Origin of the sequence: Streptomyces sp. NBC_01013 (assembly GCF_045162765.1) — a bacterium.
Lineage (GTDB): Bacteria > Actinomycetota > Actinomycetes > Streptomycetales > Streptomycetaceae > Streptomyces.
In genome coordinates this window covers 6869852-6890863 of sequence record NZ_CP108687.1, presented here as the reverse complement: position 1 = coordinate 6890863, position 21012 = coordinate 6869852, and the positions used below count along the sequence as shown (strand labels likewise).

Sequence of the window (21012 nt, the reverse complement as noted above, 5' to 3'; positions counted from 1 at the left end):
CACGGCACGCCGGTGCTCGTCCCATGGAACGAGCGGGCGCGCCGCGCGGCACGATTCGGTCGCGGACATACTGCATTCTCGCGGCCGTTCGCCGCCGCGGCAGGTCATTTCGCCGCGGTTCGCTGTGGACTACGCCACGTTGCGCGTCCCCCGGTCCTGCCGTACCACAACGGGGGTCAAAACAGTCCCCTTTTCCGGACATTGACGAACGAAGCGACGAACGTCCGGGCGCGGTGCAACGATCGGCCAGCCTACCTCGCACCGCATGCCGACCGGGTCAGGGGGCAAGGTCCGAACGCAGTGCGGACAGCAGGAAGACGACCGTGCGTTCGCGCTCCGACCATGCAGCCGCGTCGAGTTCGACGGACTGGAGGAGGGAGCAGGCGACCGTGTATCCGTTCTCCGTGAGAGCCGCGCCCAGCGCCTCGGCCTCGTCCCGGGTCGACGCGTGCGTCACGATCCGCTCCGGCCTGCGGTCGGCGACGGCGATGACGACAGGAGCGCCGCCGCCTCCGATCCGTACGACATCGGGCTCGGGCAGCCGTTCCAGCACGTGCGGAGCCCGGCCCTCGACGACCTGGAGCTGGACTCCGAACGCCCGGGCCGCCGCAGTCGTGCGGGCGCAGGCGCCCGGGTCGCTGTCGACGGCCAGGACCGCCGCGCCGAATCGGGCCGCCTCCACTGCCAGCGCCCCGCTCCCCGAGCCGATGTCCCAGAGCAGGTCGCCGGTCCGGGGTCCGAGGTGGGCGAGTTGGGCGGCACGCAGCCCGGGGGCCTCGCCCTCCCCGCTCCGGCCCACGGTGTCCGTCGTGGCGCCCGGGTAGGCGTCGGCGGGCAGCGCCCAGCCGCGTACACCCTGGGGGTAGGCGGGATGGCGGCCGGCGATCCAGGCTCCTTCGGCCCGCTGTTCAGGGCCTCCACCGATGACGAGGACGACGTTGGGGTCGCGCCAGACGTGGTCGGCGGCGGCGTCGGAGGTGACGACGGTGACCTGTTCGCGGTCGGTGCCGAGTTCCTCGCAGATGACGAAGGTGCGGTGGACGCCTTCGAGCAGGAGGGCGAGTTCGGCGGGGCCCGCGCCGGGCGAGGTGAGGACGGCGACCTTGTGATGGGCGCGGCAGACGTTCACGGCGCGGCGCAGGGTGCGGGGGTGGGCGACGACCGTCTGCGCGTCCTCCCACGGCATGCCGGCGCGCGCGAAGGCGGTCGCGACGGAGGAGACGGCGGGTACCACTTCGACTTCGAGGCCGTGCTCGGGGGCGCGCAGGGTGCGCACGACACCGAAGAATCCGGGGTCTCCGTCGGCGAGGACGACGGCGCTGCCGCGGTGGCCCGCGATGCGGCGGGCCGCGAGATCGACGGAGCCGAGCCGGATCCGCTCCGCGCCCTGCGGGACTTCGGGCAGGGCGAGGTGGTGGGCGGCTCCGGCGACGAGGGTGGCAGCCGAGAGCGCGGCCGTGGCCGCTCTGGTCAGTGGCGAGCCGTCCCAGCCGATCACTGTGACCCGGTCGGCCATCTGTCGTCAGTCTCCTGGAGTTGTCGCAGGTGGGGCTGGTCGCCCGCGGTCGAGCAGGGTGAGGCTACCCGGTCCGGACCTGTGAGGTGGTGTCGGTGCCCCGGGAAAGTCGGAGCATTCGCGGAATGCTGTCAGTTCCAGTCGTTGTAGGTGCCGTATCCACCGGCGTCGGCGAGCTCTTCGGCCACCCCTTCGAGGTCCTCGGGAAGCAGGCCCCAGACGATCAGATCGGTCCTGATGTCGGTCCAGCCTCCGTCCTCGGTCTGCGAGCGGGCTATGCGCGCGTTGCGCAGGACTCCCTCGCTGATGCAGCCGAGCTTCTGCGCGACCTGCTGGGAGGCGGTGTTGTCGGCGGCGGTACGCAGTTCGATGCGCTCGAAGGCCTGGTCGCGGAAGAGCCACTGGGCCAGGGCCAGGACCGACTCGGTGGCATAGCCCTCGCCCCGCGCCCAGGGGGCGGTGATGTAGGCGGCCTCCGTGGCGCGGGTGCGCCAGTCGGTGTTGCGCAACCGCACCGACCCGACGAGGCGCTGGGTGAGGAACTCGGTGACGGCGAGCACGATGCCGTCGCCCTTGGTGCGTTGTGCGGGAGCGATCCTGCGGACCCAGCGTTCGGCGTCGACCTGGGTGTAGGGATGAGGTGCCTCGGTCCAGGCGACGACGAGTTCGTCGTTCATCATCTCGATGTACGCGGGGATGTCCGCCATGTCGAACGGGCGCAGCACCAACCGGTCCGTGCTGATGGAGATGTCCGGAAAGGTGGAAGTCATGCGCAGCTCCATGCCGAAGACCGTGTAAAGGCACAGCATGCAGCATCGGCCGGACCTTGTGCATGGCCGGGTCGGCACGACGGAGCCCCGCACACCCGGGCGGGGTGTGCGGGGCTCCGCGGACAAGTGCCGCGCCGGGGTCAGGACTTGGCTGCGGTACCGAAGGCAGGGATGACCGAGCCCTGGTAGCGGTCCTCGATGAACTTCTTGACCTCGTCGGAGTGGAGGAGCTTCACGAGCTTCTCGACGCGGGGGTCCTTCTCGTTGCCCTTCTTCACGGCGATGATGTTGGCGTACGGGTTGTCCTCGGCCTTCTCCAGCACCAGGGCGTCGTCGCTGGGCTTGAGCTTGGCCTCGATGGCGTAGTTGCCGTTGATGACGGCGGCGTCCACGTCGTTCAGGGCGCGGGGGACGGTTGCGGCCTCCAGCTCCTTGAACTCCAGGCCCTTCTTGTCGGTGATGTCGCTCAGCTTGGCGCTCGTGCCGACGCCGGCCTTGAGGGTGATCAGGCCGTTCTCGGCGAGGAGCTGAAGCGCGCGGCCCTCGTTGGTGGTGTCGTTGGGTACGGCGACGGTCTGGCCGGGCTTGATGTCACCCAGTTCCTTGAGCTTCTTGGAGTAGAGGCCGAGGGGCTCCAGGTGCACGGTGCCCACGGAGACCAGGTGGGTGTTGTTCTTCTTGTTGAAGTCGTCGAGGTAGGGCTGGTGCTGGAAGAAGTTGGCGTCGACCTGGCCGGTCTCGGTGGCGGTGTTCGGCAGGACGTAGTCCGTGAACTCCTTGACCTCCAGCTTGAGGCCGGCCTTGGCTGCCAGGTTCTTCTTGACGAAGCCCAGGATGTCGGCGTGCGGCGTCGGGGACGCTGCGACGACGAGGGCCTTGGAGGTGTCGGCGCCCGCACCGGTTTCGCTCTTGGACGCCGGGTCGGAGTCCGTGCCGCAAGCGGTGAGGCCGAAGGCGAGGGCGGCGGTGGCGGCGGCAGCCGCGGTGATCTTGATGTTCTTACGCACGAAGAGTGCCTCTTTCAGGTGGTGATGGTGGTGCGCCCGGACAAGGAGTGCGGGCTCGGGGAGGAGAAGTCTCAGGAGGTGGCGCGGCCGCGGCGGGCCAGGAGCCGCACGGCCCCGTCGCCGATCAGCTGGATCACGGTCACGATCACGATCAGCAACGCGACGGTGATGAGCATGAACTGGTTGTCGAAGCGCTGGAATCCGTAGGTGACGGCCTTGGATCCGAGCCCTTCGCCGCCGACCGCGCCGGCCATCGCGGAGTAGCCGATGAGCACGATGACGGTGGTGGTGACGCCGGAGACGAGGGACGGCAGCGCCTGCGGCAGCAGCACCTTGCGGACGATCGTCGGGATGGAACCGCCCATGGACTGGACGGCTTCGACGAGTCCGTGATCGACCTCACGCACAGCCGTCTCGACGAGCCGGGCGAAGAACGGGATGGCGCCGACGGCCAGCGGCACGATCATCGCGGTCGGGCCGATGAAGGTGCCGACAACCCAGGTGGTGAACGGGATCAGTGCGATCAGCAGGATGATGAACGGCAGCGAGCGGCCGATGTTCACGATCACGCCGATGACCTTGTTCACCGGGGTGTTCCGCAGCAGTCCGCCCTTGTCGGTGAGGACGAGCAGGACGCCGAGCGGCAGTCCGACCAGGACGGTGACGACGGCGGACCACAGGACCATGTAGAGGGTGTCGACGGTGCCCTGCGTCAGCAGCGGCTGCATTTCGGACCAGGTCACTTCGCCACCTCCTTGGTGAACGGTGCGGGAATGATGACGGGTTCGGCGTCGGTGCCCTCGACGAGCTCGGCCTGCAGCCCCTGTTCGCGCAGGAAGCCGATGGGAACGACGTTCTCCTCGAACCGGCCGGGCAGCTCGATGCGCATCCGGCCGATCTGCTTGCCGCCCACGGTGTCCATCGCGGCGCCCAGGATCGAGATGTCGATGTTGTACGTACGGGAGAGCTGCGAGATCACCGGCCGGCCGGCGGCGTCGCCGTGGAAGGTGACGTCGACGACCGTGCGGTCGGGGCCGGAGGCGCTGCCGCCGACCGGGAACAGTTCGTGGGCGAGTGAGGAGCCCGGGGTGGCGAGCAGGTCGCCGACGGTTCCGGACTCGACGATGCGGCCCTTCTGCATCAGCGCCGCGGAGTCGCAGATCGTCTTGACGACGTCCATCTCGTGCGTGATGAGCAGGACGGTGAGGCCGAGCTGCTGGTTGAGGTCGCGCAGCAGCTGGAGGATGGAGCGGGTGGTCTCGGGGTCCAGGGCCGAGGTCGCCTCGTCGGAGAGCAGCACCTTGGGGTCGCCGGCGAGTGCGCGGGCGATGCCGACGCGCTGCTTCTGGCCGCCGGAGAGCTGGCCCGGGTAGGCCTTGGCCTTGTCGGCGAGGCCGACCAGGTCGAGGAGTTCGAGCGCCTTGCGGGACCGTTCGCGGCCGGTGACGCCGAGGATCTCCAGCGGGAGCTCCACGTTGCCCTGGACGGTGCGGGACGCCAGCAGGTTGAAGTGCTGGAAGACCATGCCGATGCGGCTGCGCGCCTCGCGCAGTTCCCTTCCGGCCCGGCGGCCGCGGCCCGCGAGAGCGGTGAGGTCCTGGCCTGCCACGGTCACGGTTCCGGAGGTGGGGCGCTCCAGCAGGTTGACGCAGCGGATGAGGGAGGATTTACCGGCGCCGCTCTGCCCGATGACGCCGTACACCTCGCCCTCGCGAACATGCAGGTCGACGCCGTCCAGAGCGGTGACCTCGCGGTCGCGCGACTGGTAGACCTTCGTGAGGCCCGTAGTGGTGATCACAGGGGTTTCCGTCACTGTCGAGTGCGCGGCGCGGGGTCCGCCGGGCACGGGGCATTCGTCCGGTGAGACTGTCCGGACGTTTCGATCGGACGTTCCGAGCGGGGGTCCCGGCACGGCCGGACACGGCGGTGACCGCCGGGCAGCGTGCCGGGGAGACGCGTTCCGCTGGGTGCGGACGGCTCGGGCTCGGTCTCGCTTCGGGGCGCGAGGCTCAGGCGTGGGCCCTCAGAAGGCGCGCATTCGACACATACAACGAGCACCGGGCGTCGTGATCGCCTCGGTCGCAAGGATGCGGCTGCTCGTCGTGGTCATGCGCCAAGTAAAACAGACGTGAGGTTGCCGCCGGACCGGCTGTCCGGATAGCGGACAGCCGTGGATGGTGCGGCGCGACCGCCCGGCGGGCTGGGGAGGTCCACGGCCGTACCTCTGTGACCTGCGTAGACGCAGGGAGCAGCACCGAACCGGGAGGAGCCCTCACCGGCCGGGGGCATGGGAAGGTGTGGTCAAGACCACGACCCGCGCCACGACCGCCCACCCGCGGCGGAGGACCGGCGCGGCTCTCCGTCTCCACCGGCCGGGGCGCGCGGTCCCGGGGGCGCACGCAGCGGGACCCGTGGCCCGTAATACCCTCGGCTCATGCTTGACGCCCTGACGATCGCGGTCGGCGTGGCCGCCCTCGCCCTAGCCGCCTGGTGCGGATTCGCCGCCTATCGGGACCAGCCGACCAAGGACTGGCACTTCATCGGAATGGCCGTGGTCTCGGCTCTGGCACTCGGCCAGCTGGTGGTGGGGATCGTGCAGCTGGCTCGCGGCGAGCGGCCGGAACAGGGCATGACCATCTTCATCGCGTATCTGATCGGGGCCTTCCTCGCCGTACCGGCGGCGGGCTTCCTGTCACTGAGCGAGCGGACCCGGTGGGGTTCGGTGACGGTGGCGGCGGGCGCGGTCGTGCTGGCCGTTCTCGAAGTACGGCTCTACGACATCTGGGGAAACTGACCGTGACCGACACCGATCGCACCCCCGCGGCGGCAACCGACGAGAAGCAGCCCTTCGATCTGGGCACCGGCCCCGGGCGGGTACTGGTCTGGTTCTACGGCGTGTTCACCGTGGCGGCGGCGTCCCGTGCGATCGTCCAGATGGTCCTGGACTTCGGGAAGGCCCCCCTGTCCTACGTCCTGTCAGCCGCCGCTGCGGCCGTGTACGGCTTCATCACCTACTCGCTGGTGCGTGGCGGCGAGAAGGCGCGGCGGACGGCGCTGGTGTGCTGTGCCGCCGAACTCGCCGGTGTGCTGATCGTCGGAACGTGGACACTGGTCGAGCCTTCGGCGTTCGCGGACGCCACGGTCTGGTCGTACTTCGGCCGGGACTACCTGTTCATCCCGGTGATCCTTCCGGTCACCGGGATGATGTGGCTGCGCCGCGCGCGGACCGCGTAACTCCGCGTCCCGCCGGGACGGTCCTCAGGCGCTCGTCACATAGGCGTGCGCCGAGGCCTCCTTCTCCAGCAGGATCATCAGGACGCCGTCCTGACCGGTGGCGTTGCCGACGGGGGCGTAGCCCGCGCGCCGGTAGAGCCGCAGATTGCCTTCGCTGCGGTGTCCGGTGTGCAGCCTGAAGCGGGTCGCCGACCGTTGGTCGGCCAGTCCGGCCTCCGCCGCACCCAGCAGGCGGGCGCCGAGGCCGTGCCCCTGGAGCCGGGGGTGGACGCAGAGCTTCCCGATCTGTCCGGTGCCGCCCTGTTCCGCCGACCCGCGCACCGAACCGACGACTTCCTCACCGAGCCGCGCCACGAACACCAGATTCGTGGCGATCTCGGCCCGCACCGATTCGAGGGTCTGGACGAGGGGGTCGATCCGGTAGTTCCCGTACAGCTCCGCCTCGCGCTGAAAACAGAGGTACTGGAGTTTCAAGACCTGTTCGGCGTCCTGTGCCTTCGCCGCCGAGATGATCACGCTCATGCCCATCTGCGCATGCCTCTCGCTCACCTGATCCGCCGGTTGTCTACCGCTCCATTCCCCGCAGTTCAGGAGCTACAACCTCCGCCGCCAGCATTCTGCGCAGACATCCAAGGCATCGGGAACGGATCGGGCCCAAACTGCCCTGTGACATACCCAACTCCCCTGCGATCTCTCGGTAGGTGGGATCGCCCGGGGAGAGCAGTGCCCGCAGCAGGCGGGCACAGCGGCCGGGGAGCCGGTCCACCGCGGCGTGCAGTACCCGGCGTTGGTCGGCGCCGAGGGCGGCCCGCTCCGGGCAGCCGGAGAGGTCGGCGGCCCGCTCGTCACGGTAGGGGCGCTCGCGCCTGGCGGTACGGCGGGCCCGGCGGGCCTCCGCCCTGACGGTGTCCCGCACCCAACGAGCGGGGTCCGCGGGCAGCCCCCGGTCCGCCAGCCGTTCCAGCAGCCGCAGCCAGACGGCTTGTTCGAGATCGGCGCGGTCGACGGCGGCGCCGGTGGCGGATGCCGTGGCCTCGGCCGTCGCCTCGGCTCCGACCAGCGGATACAGCGCACGGACGACGGCAGCGGCTGTCGGAACGGGCAGCGCCCGGGGAAGATCGAGAAGCGTCACACCCCCACCCGACCCGGTATACCGGACGGCGGTTGCCGAACCTGCCGGGACCACCCGACCGGGGCACGCCCCGGCCGGGTGCTGACGCCTCGGAGAGCCGGACACCGCTCCGTACGGAGGCGAGAGGCCGCTACTTCCCGGCGAAGTCCGCCGCCGCGAGCAGCGCGGTGTCCGGGTTGTCGGAGAAGATCCCGTCGATGCCCGTGGCGAAGTACGCCGCGAAGGCGCCGAATGCGTCCCCGTAGGCGTTGGGGTCCGTGCCGCGGCGGAAGTCGGCGGGCAGGAAACTGTTCTCGTTGCGCATCGTGTACGGGTGCAGGATCAGGCCCTGCGCGTGCGCGTCCCGCACCAGGGTGGTGGGTGTGGTGAGCCGGCCCGAGGCGTCCTTGGGGACGATCAGGTCCAGGGTGGGACCGATGCCCTGGGCGAAGGACGCGAGCCATGTGAGGCCGGCGGGCTTGACCAGGTCGTCGGTGGTGCGCGGGTCGCCGGACACCACGAAGTCCCAGGGCTTGGAACCGGTGCCCGAGAGCAGCACGACGCGCGGGGTGGCGACGAGCTTCGACAACCGCTGGATGCTGCCGGGTTCGAAGGACTGGAGGATGAGCGGGGACTGCGCGCGGTGCCGGTTGTAGCGGCGCAGCAGCTTGGCGAGCGGCTCCTCCAGGCCGAGGCCCAGGCCCCGGAAGTAGGTGGGGTGCTTGGTCTCGACGTACAGCCAGACGGGCTTTCCGCGACGCCGGCCCTCACGGTCGGCCCAGCGCAGGACCTCTTCGAAGGTGGGGACCTCCCAGCGGCCGTCGTACAGCGTGTTCTTCTGGCGGTTGCCGGGGATGCGCTCCTTGGCCCGCAGCGTCTTCAGCTCGGCGAGCGTGAAGTCCTCGGTGAACCAGCCCGTCAGGGCGACACCGTCGACCGTCTTCGTCGTCCGGCGGCCGGCGAACTCCGGGTGGGCGGAGACGTCGGTGGTGGCGGTGATGTCGTTCTCGTGGCGGCACACGAGGTGGCCGTCCCTGGTCGGCACCAGGTCCTGCTCGATGATGTGCGCACCCATGTCGAGAGCCAGCTGGTAGGAGCCGATCGTGTGCTCGGGACGGTAGCCACTGGTGCCGCGGTGCCCGATGACCGTCGGCACCGGCAGGTCGAGGCGGTGGCCGTCGTGCCCGGCGGGCTTCCCGGTCGCCTGCGCCGTTCCGGTGACGCCGAGGGCGGCGGTGCCGAGTGCGGCGGCCCCCACGCCTATGATGGTCCGTCGTCCGGGACCGGCCTGCGCACGCTCTGTCATGAATGCTCCTCGCTTGTGATGTCCGGCACCTGTCGGGCGCGGACCGAGCGTAGGCAGCGACGCGGTCCGGACGGCGCCATCCGGGCGAACATGGCGCAAACACACGTCAACACTGCGTATCCACTGCGTGAACCCGATGTGCGATCAGCGGGTACCCACGAGTATCGTCCTCACCTGCATGGACCCTCTCAATCCGTCGCCTCGGCCGGCCCGGCCACTACACCGGAGGAACCGTTGTCCCGACTCGCACTCATCAAGGCAGTGCTCGGACCGATCCTGCGCCTGATGTTCCGTCCGCGGATGGAGGGCATCGAGAACGTTCCGGGGTCCGGGCCGGTGATCCTGGCGGGCAACCACCTGACGTTCATCGACTCGATGATCATGCCTATCTGCTGCGACCGTCCGGTGTTCTTCATCGGCAAGGACGAGTACGTCACGGGCAAGGGACTCAAGGGCCGGCTGATGGCCTGGTTCTTCACGGGAGTCGGCATGATCCCGGTGGACCGGGACGGCGGACGCGGCGGTGTCGCGGCGCTGATGACGGGCAGCCGGGTGCTGGAGGAGGGGAAGGCCTTCGCGATCTACCCGGAGGGCACCCGCTCCCCCGACGGCCGCCTCTACCGGGGCCGCACGGGTATCGCGCGCCTGACTCTGATGACGGGTGCTCCGGTGGTGCCCTTCGCGATGATCGGTACGGACAAGTTGCAGCCGGGCGGCTCCGGTCTGCCGCGGCCCGGCAAGGTCACGGTCCGCTTCGGCGAGCCGATGGAGTTTTCGCGCTACGAGGGCATGGACCGCGACCGCTATGTGCTGCGTGCGGTGACGGACTCGGTGATGGCCGAGGTGATGCGGCTGTCCGGCCAGGAGTACGTCGACATGTACGCGACGAAGGCCAAGGCCGCCTGAGCCGGAGCGCGACGGCGCGGCGCACGAACCCGGGAAGGGCCCGTACCCCCGTACGGGCCCTTCCGCATGTCCGCTCCCCGCACGACTCAGTCGTGCACGATGCCCTCCTCCAGCTCCTGACCACGCAGCAGGAACCAGGCGGCGACCGCCGTCGCCAGCAGGACGACCGCGCCGATGGCCGATGCGGCCCCCAGCCCGTCGACGAAGGAGTCCTGGGCGGCGGAGACCAGGGTCGTCGCCTCGTGCTCGGGCAGCGTCTTGGCCGCCTCCACCGCGCCGCCGAGTGACTCGTGGGCGGCCGACGCGACGTCGGCGGGGGTTCCGGCGGGGGCGGTGAAGCCCTGGTAGACGCCGGTGACGATGGAGCCGAGCAGGGCGATGCCGAGGGCGGCGCCGAGCTCGTACGCCGTCTCGGAGACCGCGGACGCGGAGCCGGCGTGCTCCTTCGGGACGCTGGAGAGGATCACGTCGGAGGTGACGGTGAAGGCGAAGCCCGCGCCCACCCCGACGACCAGCAGGAGCGCGCCGATCAGCGGGTAGGCGGTGTCCTTGTGGACGGCGGCGACAGCGGCCAGCGCCAGGCCGATCCCGGCGAGACCGCCGGCCACCACGGACCGTACGGAGAAGCGGCGGGCCGTGGTTCCCGCCAGCAGACCGGCGGTGACCGCTCCGACGGCCGCGGGCAGTTCGGCGAGCCCGGCCTCCAGCGGCCCGCGCCCCTGCACCAGTTGCAGGAACTGGGAGAGGAAGAAGACCAGGCCGGAGAGGCCGAGGATGGTCAGCAGGTCGGCGAGCACCGCGCCGGAGAAGCCCCGGTGGTGGAAGAGCCGCATGTCGAGCAGCGGGGCGGGGAGGCGGAACTGCCGTCGTACGAACCAGACGAGCGCCGCCAGGCCGCCGAAGCCCGAGAGCGCGACCTCCCAGCTTCCGCCGTGGGCGGCGAGTTCCTTGATGGCGTAGACGACCCCGATCATGCCGACCAGCGAGAGCCCCACGCTCACCAGGTCCCACGGTCCGGGCGCCGGGTTCTTGGACTCGGGGATCATCTTGATGCCGACGACGACGAGCACCGCCATGACCGGCAGGTTGATCAGGAAGACCGAGCCCCACCAGAAGTGCTCCAGGAGGAATCCGCCGACCACGGGCCCGACCGCCGCACCGGCGGAGGCCATCGCCCCCCAGATGCCGATGGCCAGACTCCGCTCACGGGCGTCGTGGAAGAGGTTGCGGATCAGGGCGAGGGTGGACGGCATCAGGGTGGCGCCGGCGACACCGAGCAGGGCCCGCGCCAGGATCATCATCTCCGGCGACCACGCGTAGGCGTTCAGCACCGAGATCGCGCCGAACGCGGTGGCTCCGCACAGCAGCAGCTTCTTGCGGCCGATGCGGTCACCGAGGCTGCCCATCGAGACCAGGAGCCCGGCGATGACGAAGGAGTAGACGTCGCCGATCCAGAGCAGTTGGGTGCCGGTCGGTTCGAGGTCCTCGCTCAGGAACGGGGTCGCGAGTCCCAGCACCGTGGCGTCGACGGCCACCAGCAGCACGGCGAGCACCAGCACGGCCAGCGCGATCCACCGCCCGGGACGGTACAGCTCGGGCGAGGGCTCCGGTCGCTGTTCCATGCTGCTCATTGCTCCACGCTCCGGCTTGCGCCGCCGAGCAGCAACTCGACGATCATGTGCGAGAAGTCCTGCGCGGCCACCCGCCCTGCCTGAACGGCCCACGCGGCGCTGCTGATGAGCCCGTAGAGCGCCTCGGTCAGCCATGCCGGGGTCAGGTCGATACGGATCTCGCCACGCTCCTGGCCGCGCCGGAAGAACGCGGCCACCCGGGCGTCCAGCCTGTCCCAGCCGTCGTTCTGCTCGTCGCCCTCGAAGAGCTGATTCTCGGTCACGAGGAAGGACAGGAGCCCGGCACTCGGCTCAATCGCGTCGACGAACCGGCGCAGCGCCTCCCGGGAGGTGCCCTCGTCCAGTGCCGCGGCGTCGAGTGCCGCTCCGAACTCCTGGATCCCCAGCTCCTCCAACGCCCTGACCAGGGCGTCCCGCCCGGCGAAGTGCCGGTGCAGGGTGGCTCGGCCGATGCCTGCGGCTCTGGCGACCTCGTCCATGGTGGCCGTCGACTTGCGGGTCAGCAGGGCGGCGGCGCTGCGCAGAACCTGCTCACGATCAAGAGTCATGAGACGACACTAACCCATTTGAGACGTCAACGTCTCACCGGAAATCGGCTCGCGCCGCCCACCGCGGCCGGAGGACCATGTTGGCATGAAGCCGCTGCTGCTGATCGACATCGACGGTCCGCTCAATCCGTACGCAGCGCTCTCCCACCGCCGCGCGCCGCAGGGATACACCAGGCACCGCATGCGCCCGACAGGGTGGACCAGCGGCCCGGCACTGCCCGTTCTGCTCAACCCGGGGCACGGCGAGCAACTCCTCGCGCTCGCCGACCGCTACGAGCTGGTCTGGGCGACCACGTGGAAGGACGAGGCGAACGAGTGGATCGGCCCGCATCTGGGACTGCCCGCTCTGCCGTACATCGACTGGCCGGTCATGCACGTCGCCGCACCGGACGGGACGTACTGGAAGACGCACTACATCGTGGAGTACGCGGCCGGACGGCCGTTCGCGTGGATCGACGACGAGATCACGGACCGGGACCGGGCGTGGGTGGCGGAGCACGGGGCGGGCGCCGAGAGCCTGCTGCTGCGGATAGACCCGCGGTGCGGCCTGGAGCGGGCCGACTTCGACACGCTGGCCGGGTGGGCGGACGGCCGGGGAACGACCGGCTGACCGCTCCCCCGCCGCATCCGCTCAGTCGCCGAGGAGGGTCAGGTCGAGCCCCGGCAGCTGCGCCGGATCGTTGATCACGAACAGTTCGACGATCTTTCCGCGCTCGATCGTGAACCGCATGACCGAGAAGCGCTGCCCCTCCACCTCGGAGACGACGGCGGGCGCGCCGTCGAGCAGGGCGAAACGCGCCGACCGGCCGAACGGGGCGAACATGATCGCCTGCCGGGCCACGTTCGCGGCCCCGCGTACCAACGAGGCGGTTCCGGCCGCGCCTTCGGACCGGGCCACGACATCCGGGTCGAGCACGGCGACGAGCGCGTCGAAGTCGCCTCCGCGGGCGGCGGCGAGGAAGGCGTCGACGACCTCCCGCCGACGGGCCGCGCCGGGGTCGGGCACCGGATCGGCGCCCTGCACCCGGCGACGGGCCCGGCTGGCGAGCTGCCGGGCGGCGGACGGGGTGCGGTCCAGGATCCGGGCGACCTCGTCGAAGGGCACCGCGAACATGTCATGCAGCACGAAGGCCAGACGCTCGGCCGGGTCCAGCGTTTCGAGCACGACGAGCAGCGCGAGGCCCACCGAGTCGGCCATCAGCGCCTGCTGCTCCGGGTCGGCTCCGGGCTGCGGACCAAGGGTCCGGCCGGGCACGCCGGCCTCCGCCGCGCCGGCTTCCAGGGGTTCCTCGCGGCGGGAGCGGCGCGAGCGCAGGATGTCCAGGCAGACCCGGCCGACCACGGTGGTCAGCCAGCCGCCCAGGTTGTCGATCGCCGCACCGTCGGACCGGCCGAGGCGGATCCAGGCCTCCTGGACGGCGTCCTCCGCCTCGCTGTCGGAGCCGAGCATCCGGTACGCCACCGCCTTGAGGCGGGCCCGGTTCTCCTCGAAGCGTGCCGCCAGGAACTCGTTTCCGTCCACAGCCGTCCTCCTGCGTCGTGTGCCGTCATCACACTGACGTAGCGGGCCCGGCCGATGTGACAGGAGTGGGGAAGGGGCTCAGCTCCACGGGAGGGTCGCGCGGTGCCGCCAGTACGCCTCGGGCTCCTCCACGAGCGCGTCCAGCCGGGCCCGCCGCTCCTCGTCGAGGTCGAGGACGGCCGCGTGGAGGTTACCGGCGAGCTGTTCCACGGTCGCCGCGCCGGAGAGCACGACGCCGGCCCACGGCTGGTGCAGCACCAGCGCCAGGGCGACCGCGTCGCTGCCGAGCTCCTCCTCGTCGGCGATCTCACGCATCACGGCGGGGGCCTCCGTGCCGGCGAGCCGGCCGTTGGCCATGGCTTCCTTGACGATGACGGTGAGTCCGGCGGCATGGGCCTCGGCGAGCGCCGGTCCGGCAGACGTCTCCAGGGCGTTGTAGGTGGCCTGGACCGTACGGAAGAGGGGCTCGCCGTCCACGGTGACGGTGAGGGCGGCCCGGATCGCGTCGGCCTGGTCCGGTCCGCTGGTGGAGAGGCCGACGCTGACCCCTTCGGCGGCGAGCGCCGCAAGCCGGGCGTGCAGTTCCTTGTCGGCGAGCGCCGGGCTGTCCGGGGTCACCGAGTGGATCTGGTAGAGGTCGAGCCGGTCGCCGAGCAGGGCGGCGGTCTCGGCGCGTTGGCGTTCGAACGTACCGAGGGCATGGTCCTTGACCTCGTGCGACTCGGCGTCGACGCTCCAGTCGGCGGTGTAGGTGTAGCCCCATTTGCTCCCGACGACGACGTCGCGGACCTCGGGCCGGGAGGTCAGCCACTCGCCGAGGAACTCCTCGGAGCGGCCGTAGGAGCGGGCGGCGTCGAAGTACCGGACGCCCTGCGCGTAGGCCGCGTCCAGCAGTTCGTGCGTACGGGCGCGCAGCGCGTCGACTGTGCGCTCGCCGGGCAGGTCGCGGTCGCGGTGCAGATTGATGTAGCCGGGCCGGCCGACCGCTGCCAGGCCGAGCCCGATGTGGGCGGTCGGGGTGGTCGCACTGGTCAGTCGGGCGAACGGCATCGCGGGCTCCTCGTCGTCGGCAGGAATCTCGACTACCCCCAACCTAGCCCGCGATGCCCGTCCGGCTACTTACCGGCCGCTGCCCAGGTGTGCTGCGTCGCCAGGTCGGCCTTGACCTCGGCCAGCTGGACGGCGACCGCCGAGGGGGCCGTGCCGCCGCGGCCGTTGCGGGAGGCGAGTGCGCCGGCCACGTTGAGGACCGTGCGGACCTCGGGGGTGAGGTGCTCGGAGATCTTCGCGAACTGCTCGTCGGTCAGTTCGTCGAGCTCGATGCCGTGGCTCTCGCACTCCTTGACGCACTCACCGGCGACCTCGTGGGCCACACGGAACGGCACGCCCTTCTTGACCAGCCACTCGGCGATGTCGGTGGCGAGCGAGAAACCGGCCGGGGCCAGCTCCTCCATGCGCGCGCGGTTGACGGTGAGCGTGGCCATCATGCCGGTGAAGGCGGGGAGCAGGACTTCGAGCTGGTCGCAGGAGTCGAAGACCGGCTCCTTGTCCTCCTGAAGGTCGCGGTTGTACGCGAGCGGCAGCGCCTTGAGCGTGGCCATCAGTCCGGTGAGGTTGCCGATGAGCCGCCCCGACTTGCCCCGGGCCAGTTCGGCGATGTCGGGGTTCTTCTTCTGCGGCATGATCGAGGAGCCGGTCGAGAAGGCGTCGTGGAGGGTGACGAAGGAGAACTCCTTCGTGTTCCAGATGATGATCTCCTCGGCGATCCGGGAGAGGTTGACGCCGATCATCGCGGTGATGAACGCGAACTCGGCGACGAAGTCCCGCGAGGCCGTCCCGTCGATGGAGTTGCCCACCGAGCCGCGCTCGAACCCGAGGTCGGCGGCCACCGCCTCCGGGTCGAGCCCGAGCGAGGAGCCGGCGAGCGCTCCGGAGCCGTACGGGGACACCGCGGTCCGCTCGTCCCACTGACGCAGCCGCTCCGCGTCCCGGGACAGGGACTGCACATGGGCCAGGACATGATGGGCGAAGAGCACCGGCTGGGCGTGCTGGAGATGTGTACGGCCGGGCATGGCGACGTCCGGGTGGGCCTCGGCGAGGCCGACGAGGGCGTCCTGGAGCTCGGCGATCAGGCCGCCGATGATGCGGGCGTGGTCGCGCAGGTACATCCGGAAGAGCGTGGCGATCTGGTCGTTGCGGGACCGCCCGGCCCGCAGCTTGCCGCCGAGGTCGGGGCCGAGCCGCTCCAGCAGCCCGCGCTCAAGAGCGGTGTGGACGTCCTCGTCGGCGATCGTGCCGGTGAAGGAGCCGTCCGCGACATCGGCTTCCAGCTGGTCGAGCCCGGCGGTCATCCGCTTCAGCTCGTCCTCGGTGAGCAGGCCCGCCTTGTTGAGGACGCGCGCATGGGCGCGGGATCCGGCGATGTCGTACGGCGCGAGCCGCCAGTCGAAGTGGACGGACGCCGACAGCCTGGCCAGCGCCTCGGCCGGACCGTCCGCGAAGCGGGCGCCCCACAGACGTACGTCGCCGTTGCCGTTGCCGTTGCTCACTGCGTGCTCCTCGGAAGAACCAGGGGTGGATGTGCGACCGCTTCCCCGCGCGAGTGCGACCCACTCGGTCACGGATGCCCTGCTCACGGCGCGATCCATGGTGCAGCCACTGCCGCGATCACTATCAGGCATAACTATGCGGTCCTCTGCATGTTTTGTCAAAGCTGACCGCCGGCCAATTGGGGTGCCCTGCCGCGCCGCCCCCGGTACGGTCGGCACTCGGTACACCCGGGGGGCACCATGAACGAGGCCTGGACGGCGGCACGGCGCCTGGCCGGCGGCGCATCCCTGCACGAGGCGTTCGAGCACACCTCGGCCGCATCCTGGCCGGCGCTCGACCGCGCGATGCGCGACCTGCCGCCCCAGGACCTCGGAGCGTACGTCGCACCGGGAGGGCGGCGGCTTCGGTGGGACTGGAACGCGCCGCTGCCGTCCCTGCGACGGGGCCGCGACCAGTGAGTTCACGTGCGTCATCGCCCTGTGCCACCAGGACGGCAGGATCCGTGCGGCGGCCCTCGACCTGGTGCCCGGCTCCCCCGCCCTGCTGCCGCTGCTGATCGTGCGGTGCGCGGACTGGGCGGCCCCGGTACGCGAGCGGGCCCGGGCGATGCTGTCGGAGGTGACCTTGTCCGCGCTCGTCCCTCACGCGGAACTCATCATGCTGCTGGTCCGGCGCGAGCAGGGCCGGTTCGCGGTGGACCTGCTCGGCCGGAGGCTGCGCGAAGGCCCCGCCGCGCAGCTGGAGGCCCTGCTCGCGAGCGAGGACCGCGCCACTCGTCGGTTCGCCCACCGCATCGCCCTCGACCGCGGCCTCCTCACTCCGGGTCGGCTGGCCCGTCTGGCCGCGGGCTCCGGCGACGCGCCCCTGCGGGACCTCTGCGCCGAAACGGCCATCGCGTCGATGCGGGACGAGGACCACGGGCTGTCCGAGCGCGATACGCCGGACCGGCCGCGGGCGGTGCGGGTGGCGGCGCAGCGGCTGCTCCGGGCTGCCGGGTACATCCGTCCCAGCGCTTGAAATGCCCCCGCCCCGGCGGGAGTAGACACCGGATAATCGAGCCATGGGAAAAACCTACGACCGCATCGACGGACGCCTGCGCACCTTCATCGAGGAGCAGCACATCTTCTTCACGGCGACAGCGCCGCTCGACGGGGAGGGCACGGTCAACCTCTCCCCCAAGGGCGTCAGCGGCTCGTTCACCGTGCTGGACGAGCAGCGCGTCGCGTATCTGGACTTCGCCGGAAGCAACGCGGAGACCGTGGCGCATCTGCGCGAGAACGGGCGGATCACCCTGATGTGGTGCGCCTTCCAGGGACCGCCGAACATCGTGCGGGTGCACGGCCGCGGTGAGCCGGTCTTCCGCGACGACCCCCGCTTCCCGGAGCTCCTCGCGCGGTTCGATGAGGTGGACCCGTCCCGGCACGGACTGCGGGCGATCATCGTGGTGACGGCCGAACTGATCCGGGACACCTGCGGATACGGCGTTCCCTTCATGAGTTACGACGAGGACCGGGCCCTGCACGGCCAGCGCTTCGCCCGGGAGGACGACGCCTCGCTCAGCGCCTACTTCGAGAAGAAGGAGCACATCGCGTCCAGCATCGACGGTCTGCCGGGGCTGCCGCTCCCGTTGCCGGTGATGCCGCCCGCGTCCTGAGCGCCTGAGCCGTACGGAGCAGGCCGGCAGGTGGCCCGGCGGTGGCGGGACTACGGTCCGGGGCATGCACAGACTCCTGGTGACCGGTTCGGTCCTGCTCGCTCTCGCCGGCCTGCTCGGGGCCCGTCCCCCGGCTGTCGCGCCCCTGCCGTGGCGGCTGGCCGACACGGGCGGCGGGAGCCAGCTGATCACGGCCGAGGCGTCCGGCACCGGCTCCACCACGGGCACGGTCACCTGGTGGAGCCTGCGGAGGGCCCGCTGGGTGGCGGCCGGATCGGCACCCGCCCGCTTCGGGGCGAACGGGCTGGCCGAGGGTGATGCGCGCAAGCAGGGGACGAACACGACACCCACCGGGCTGTACGACCTGCCGTACGCCTTCGGGGTCGAGGCGGCCCCGCCGGGGACGCGCTATCCGTACCGCCGGGTCGGCGACCGGTCGTGGTGGTGTCAGGACAACGCGGCGCGTGACTACAACCGGTGGGTGGAACCGCGCCCCGCCGACTGCCGTGCGGCCGAAGCCGAGCACCTGATCGCATACCCGGCGCAGTACGCCCACGCACTCGTCGTGGGATTCAACTACGACCGGCCGGTCCGGCGCAGGGGTGCGGGGATCTTCCTCCACGTCAACGGGCGCGGTGCGACCGCCGGCTGTGTCTCCGTGCCGGCGGCCGCGATGCACCGGATCCTGGCCTGGGTCGATCCGGCCCGCCGTCCGCATATCGCGATCGGGACCCGCTCGGGTCCGACCGCGATCACCCGGTACTGATCGGGCCCCGGGAGACTCGTGGAGGATGCACCCGTTCGGTCGGCTCAGGAACGCGTGGGACGTAGTGCCGACATCCGCGAAAGGTGAGCCTGCCCGGCAGCCGGTCCTCGCCGCTCCCGTCCGGCGGCGAGCGGAACGCGGCTTTGCGTGATCCGCGCCGGGGCCACCGGGCCCTCCAGCGCCTTGCGGTCGATCGCCGTGTCCACCTCCACGCCGATGTGTAGTGGTCCCGATGTCAGGAGCCGGGCCACCGTCCTCGCCTGACGTCTGCGGCCCCTGATCCGTCGTATCCGGCGGGAGGATTCGTAGGTGACGAGTGGAAGGCGCTGACCGAATGGACATCACAGGCGAAAACGAGGAAGCCCCGGCGCGTCCTGAGGACGAGCCACTCCTCTCCGAACGGCGCAACCTGGCCAATCTCGCCTACCGGCTGCTCGGCTCGCTGACCGAGGCGGAGGACGCCGTCCAGGAGGCGTACGCCCGCTGGTTCGCGCAGCCTGTGGAGCGCCGGGCGGCCGTCGCGAACCCCGCAGCCTGGCTGACCACCGTCGTGAGCCGCATCTGCATGGACCAGCTCCGTTCCGCACGTACGCGGCGGGAGAGGTACGTCGGCGAGTGGATTCCGGAGCCGCTGCCGGCGCGGGCCGAGTGGAGCCGCCTCTCCCACGGATCGACGGCGGGCGACCCCGCCGACCACATCACGTTGGACGAGTCCGTCGAGATGGCGTTCCTGGTGGTGCTCGACGCGATGACGCCGGCCGAGCGGGTCGCCTTCATGCTGCACGATGTGTTCCGGGTGCCGTTCAGCGAGGTCGCGGAGATCGTCGGCCGCACACCGGGGGCCTGCCGGGAGCTCGCCTCGTCGGGTCGTCGACGCGTGGCGGCCGCCCGCGCCCGCGGTGCACAGACGCTGCGGCGTTCCGCCCTGGTCGGTGAGTTCCGGCAGGCGTGGCAGGCCAAGGACGTGGATGCCCTGGTACGCGTCCTCGACCCTTCGGTGGTCGCCATCGCCGACGGTGGGGGTCGCGCGATGGCCTCGCCGGTTCCGGTCCAGGGCCACGTTCGGGTGGCGGAGTTCCTGGTGCGGCTGGCGGACCTTGCCGGCCGTCTCGACCTCCTTGAGCGGAGCGTCAACGGGCAGCCGGGCCTCGTCGCGGTGAACGGCAGTCAGGTGCTGACCGTCTACGCATTCGACATCGACGAGTCCCGCATCCGGCGTATCTGGGCGATTCGCAACCCGGACAAGCTGCGGTCATGGAGCAGTTGAGGGGGGCGCGCCCCTCGAACCTGACAATTCCCGGTGCGAAACCGTCGATCGGCCGGGCCGTTCGCACAGCGCGATGCGGTGTGCGCACCGGCCGGACGCAGAACTCGGAAAGGAACTACCGATGTCGTTCAATGCCCACACCCTGCACCTGACCGTACGCGGCACGGACGAGGCATCCGCCTGGTACCAACAGGCGTTCGGAGCCGTGGAACTCACCAGGCTGGTGGTACCGGGCGGCCGGCTGATCCACGTCCAGGTGCGCATCGGCACGCTCACCCTGATGCTGGCCGACGAGTTCCCCGAGATGGAGTCCTACGGGCCGCAGCACTTCGGCGGTACCTATGGCGCCATCTACCTGCACACCGACGACGTCGACGACTCCTGGCAGCGGGCCGTCGGTGCCGGAGCCACCGTGATCCGCCCGTTGAACGACACCTTCTGGGGCGAGCGGGAAGGCCAGCTGCTCGACCCCTTCGGTCATCGGTGGGGGCTCACGCAGCATCTCCGTGACGTACCCCTCGCCGAGCTCCAGGAGCTCACGACCGAGGCGTTCTCCGGCCTCACCGCCGGCTGAACAATACGGGGCACCACCGACAACGACGCCTGGCTCCAGCCCCGCACGGCGTTGAGGGGCTGCCCGGTCGCCTGCCGGACAGCCCCTCGACACGATCCTGGTCCGTCTTCTAGCGCTCGTTCTGCGCAAGCCGCAGCAGATGGTCGGCGAGCGCCTGCCCCCCGGCCGGATCGCGGCTGATCAGCATGAGCGTGTCGTCGCCGGCGATGGTGCCGAGAACGTCGTGCAGCTCGGCCTGATCGATCGCCGAGGCGAGGAACTGGGCGGCGCCCGGGGGCGTACGCAGCACGACGAGGTTGGCCGAGGCCTCCGCCGAGATGAGCAGTTCGGCGGAGAGGCGGCGCATCCGCTCCTCCTTGGCGGAGCCGCCCAGCGGTGCGTGCGGGGTGCGGAATCCGCCCTCGCTCGGCACCGCGTAGATCAGCTCGCCGCCCGTGTTGCGGATCTTCACCGCACCCAGCTCGTCCAGGTCCCTGGAGAGCGTCGCCTGGGTGACGCTCAGCCCGTCGTCCGCGAGGAGCTTGGCCAGCTGACTCTGCGAGCGCACCGGCTGCCGGTTCAGGATGTCCACGATCCGGCGGTGGCGTGCGGTGCGGGTCTGCGGCACGGACGGTCCGCCGTGCTCGGATTCCTGCGCCTCGGTCATCGTC

24 protein-coding genes are annotated in these 21012 nt (G+C 70.7%); 10 read left to right on the top strand and 14 right to left on the bottom strand.

Annotated elements, in window-relative coordinates; genetic code table 11:
- Window positions 1-277: 277 nt before the first annotated feature.
- From cbiE to OG538_RS30050, 5 genes are all read right to left on the bottom strand, one after another.
- On the bottom strand, window positions 278-1516 hold the full coding sequence (gene cbiE, locus OG538_RS30070) for a precorrin-6y C5,15-methyltransferase (decarboxylating) subunit CbiE (RefSeq protein ID WP_406098586.1): 1239 nt from the start codon (window positions 1514-1516) through the stop codon (window positions 278-280).
- Window positions 1517-1647: 131 nt separating this feature from the next.
- Complete coding sequence (locus OG538_RS30065) at window positions 1648-2325, bottom strand: GNAT family N-acetyltransferase (protein WP_350994073.1); 678 nt, start codon at window positions 2323-2325, stop codon at window positions 1648-1650.
- Window positions 2326-2426: 101 nt separating this feature from the next.
- Entirely contained in the window at window positions 2427-3293 is an 867-nt protein-coding gene (locus tag OG538_RS30060; protein ID WP_406098585.1) for a MetQ/NlpA family ABC transporter substrate-binding protein, read from the bottom strand.
- Between the two features lie 71 nt (window positions 3294-3364).
- On the bottom strand, window positions 3365-4036 hold the full coding sequence (locus OG538_RS30055) for a methionine ABC transporter permease (RefSeq protein WP_406098584.1): 672 nt from the start codon (window positions 4034-4036) through the stop codon (window positions 3365-3367).
- Window positions 4033-5091: a methionine ABC transporter ATP-binding protein gene (locus tag OG538_RS30050; RefSeq protein ID WP_406098583.1), complete on the bottom strand. Its 1059-nt coding sequence runs from the start codon at window positions 5089-5091 to the stop codon at window positions 4033-4035. Before OG538_RS30050 ends, OG538_RS30055 begins: the two co-directional genes overlap by 4 nt.
- Before the next feature lie 636 nt (window positions 5092-5727).
- On the opposite strand from OG538_RS30050, the gene OG538_RS30045 reads away from it, so the two are divergent.
- Window positions 5728-6087, top strand: a complete 360-nt coding sequence (locus OG538_RS30045) for a hypothetical protein (protein ID WP_406098582.1) — start codon at window positions 5728-5730, stop codon at window positions 6085-6087.
- 2 nt (window positions 6088-6089) lie between these two features.
- Window positions 6090-6527, top strand: a complete 438-nt coding sequence (locus tag OG538_RS30040; RefSeq protein ID WP_406098581.1) for a hypothetical protein — start codon at window positions 6090-6092, stop codon at window positions 6525-6527.
- A gap of 24 nt (window positions 6528-6551) precedes the next feature.
- Here the strand turns inward: OG538_RS30040 and OG538_RS30035 are convergent, their stop codons facing one another.
- The 3 genes from OG538_RS30035 to OG538_RS30025 form a co-directional block, all read right to left on the bottom strand.
- The gene (locus tag OG538_RS30035) at window positions 6552-7055 is read right to left on the bottom strand and encodes a GNAT family N-acetyltransferase (RefSeq protein ID WP_406100368.1); all 504 of its coding nucleotides are present in this window, start codon (window positions 7053-7055) and stop codon (window positions 6552-6554) included.
- Between the two features lie 37 nt (window positions 7056-7092).
- Entirely contained in the window at window positions 7093-7659 is a 567-nt protein-coding gene (locus OG538_RS30030) for a sigma-70 family RNA polymerase sigma factor (RefSeq protein ID WP_406098580.1), read from the bottom strand.
- 130 nt (window positions 7660-7789) lie between these two features.
- Window positions 7790-8944, bottom strand: coding sequence for a glycerophosphodiester phosphodiesterase (locus OG538_RS30025; protein ID WP_406098579.1), 1155 nt, complete (start codon window positions 8942-8944; stop codon window positions 7790-7792).
- A 234-nt stretch (window positions 8945-9178) separates the two neighbouring features.
- Between OG538_RS30025 and OG538_RS30020 the strand changes: the two genes are divergently transcribed.
- Complete coding sequence (locus OG538_RS30020) at window positions 9179-9850, top strand: lysophospholipid acyltransferase family protein (protein WP_406098578.1); 672 nt, start codon at window positions 9179-9181, stop codon at window positions 9848-9850.
- An 86-nt stretch (window positions 9851-9936) separates the two neighbouring features.
- On the opposite strand, the gene OG538_RS30015 is transcribed toward OG538_RS30020, so the two are convergent.
- On the bottom strand, window positions 9937-11481 hold the full coding sequence (locus tag OG538_RS30015) for an MFS transporter (RefSeq protein WP_406098577.1): 1545 nt from the start codon (window positions 11479-11481) through the stop codon (window positions 9937-9939).
- The gene (locus tag OG538_RS30010; RefSeq protein WP_406098576.1) at window positions 11478-12029 is read right to left on the bottom strand and encodes a TetR/AcrR family transcriptional regulator; all 552 of its coding nucleotides are present in this window, start codon (window positions 12027-12029) and stop codon (window positions 11478-11480) included. Before OG538_RS30010 ends, OG538_RS30015 begins: the two co-directional genes overlap by 4 nt.
- A gap of 85 nt (window positions 12030-12114) precedes the next feature.
- On the opposite strand from OG538_RS30010, the gene OG538_RS30005 reads away from it, so the two are divergent.
- Window positions 12115-12639: an HAD domain-containing protein gene (locus OG538_RS30005; protein WP_406098575.1), complete on the top strand. Its 525-nt coding sequence runs from the start codon at window positions 12115-12117 to the stop codon at window positions 12637-12639.
- A 21-nt stretch (window positions 12640-12660) separates the two neighbouring features.
- On the opposite strand, the gene OG538_RS30000 is transcribed toward OG538_RS30005, so the two are convergent.
- The 3 genes from OG538_RS30000 to argH all read right to left on the bottom strand — a co-directional run bounded on the left by OG538_RS30000 (window position 12661) and on the right by argH (window position 16100).
- Window positions 12661-13551, bottom strand: a complete 891-nt coding sequence (locus OG538_RS30000; protein WP_406098574.1) for a sigma-70 family RNA polymerase sigma factor — start codon at window positions 13549-13551, stop codon at window positions 12661-12663.
- Between the two features lie 78 nt (window positions 13552-13629).
- Complete coding sequence (locus tag OG538_RS29995; protein WP_406098573.1) at window positions 13630-14601, bottom strand: aldo/keto reductase; 972 nt, start codon at window positions 14599-14601, stop codon at window positions 13630-13632.
- A 65-nt stretch (window positions 14602-14666) separates the two neighbouring features.
- Complete coding sequence (gene argH, locus OG538_RS29990) at window positions 14667-16100, bottom strand: argininosuccinate lyase (RefSeq protein WP_406098572.1); 1434 nt, start codon at window positions 16098-16100, stop codon at window positions 14667-14669.
- 240 nt (window positions 16101-16340) lie between these two features.
- On the opposite strand from argH, the gene OG538_RS29985 reads away from it, so the two are divergent.
- From OG538_RS29985 to OG538_RS29960, 6 genes are all read left to right on the top strand, one after another.
- Window positions 16341-16559, top strand: coding sequence for a hypothetical protein (locus tag OG538_RS29985; protein WP_406098571.1), 219 nt, complete (start codon window positions 16341-16343; stop codon window positions 16557-16559).
- A 64-nt stretch (window positions 16560-16623) separates the two neighbouring features.
- A complete protein-coding gene (locus OG538_RS29980) occupies window positions 16624-17118 on the top strand; it encodes a hypothetical protein (protein ID WP_406098570.1) in 495 nt (164 codons plus the stop codon).
- Between the two features lie 43 nt (window positions 17119-17161).
- Window positions 17162-17755 (top strand): pyridoxamine 5'-phosphate oxidase family protein, encoded by a 594-nt coding sequence (locus tag OG538_RS29975; RefSeq protein WP_406098569.1) that lies wholly within the window; start codon window positions 17162-17164, stop codon window positions 17753-17755.
- Window positions 17756-17819: 64 nt separating this feature from the next.
- The gene (locus tag OG538_RS29970; RefSeq protein WP_406098568.1) at window positions 17820-18521 is read left to right on the top strand and encodes a L,D-transpeptidase; all 702 of its coding nucleotides are present in this window, start codon (window positions 17820-17822) and stop codon (window positions 18519-18521) included.
- Window positions 18522-18855: 334 nt separating this feature from the next.
- Window positions 18856-19788, top strand: a complete 933-nt coding sequence (gene sigJ / locus OG538_RS29965; RefSeq protein WP_406098567.1) for an RNA polymerase sigma factor SigJ — start codon at window positions 18856-18858, stop codon at window positions 19786-19788.
- 121 nt (window positions 19789-19909) lie between these two features.
- On the top strand, window positions 19910-20362 hold the full coding sequence (locus tag OG538_RS29960; RefSeq protein ID WP_406098566.1) for a VOC family protein: 453 nt from the start codon (window positions 19910-19912) through the stop codon (window positions 20360-20362).
- A gap of 109 nt (window positions 20363-20471) precedes the next feature.
- Here OG538_RS29960 and OG538_RS29955 read toward each other — a convergent pair whose 3' ends face one another.
- Complete coding sequence (locus OG538_RS29955) at window positions 20472-21008, bottom strand: arginine repressor (RefSeq protein ID WP_406098565.1); 537 nt, start codon at window positions 21006-21008, stop codon at window positions 20472-20474.
- Between the last annotated feature and the right edge of the window lie 4 nt (window positions 21009-21012).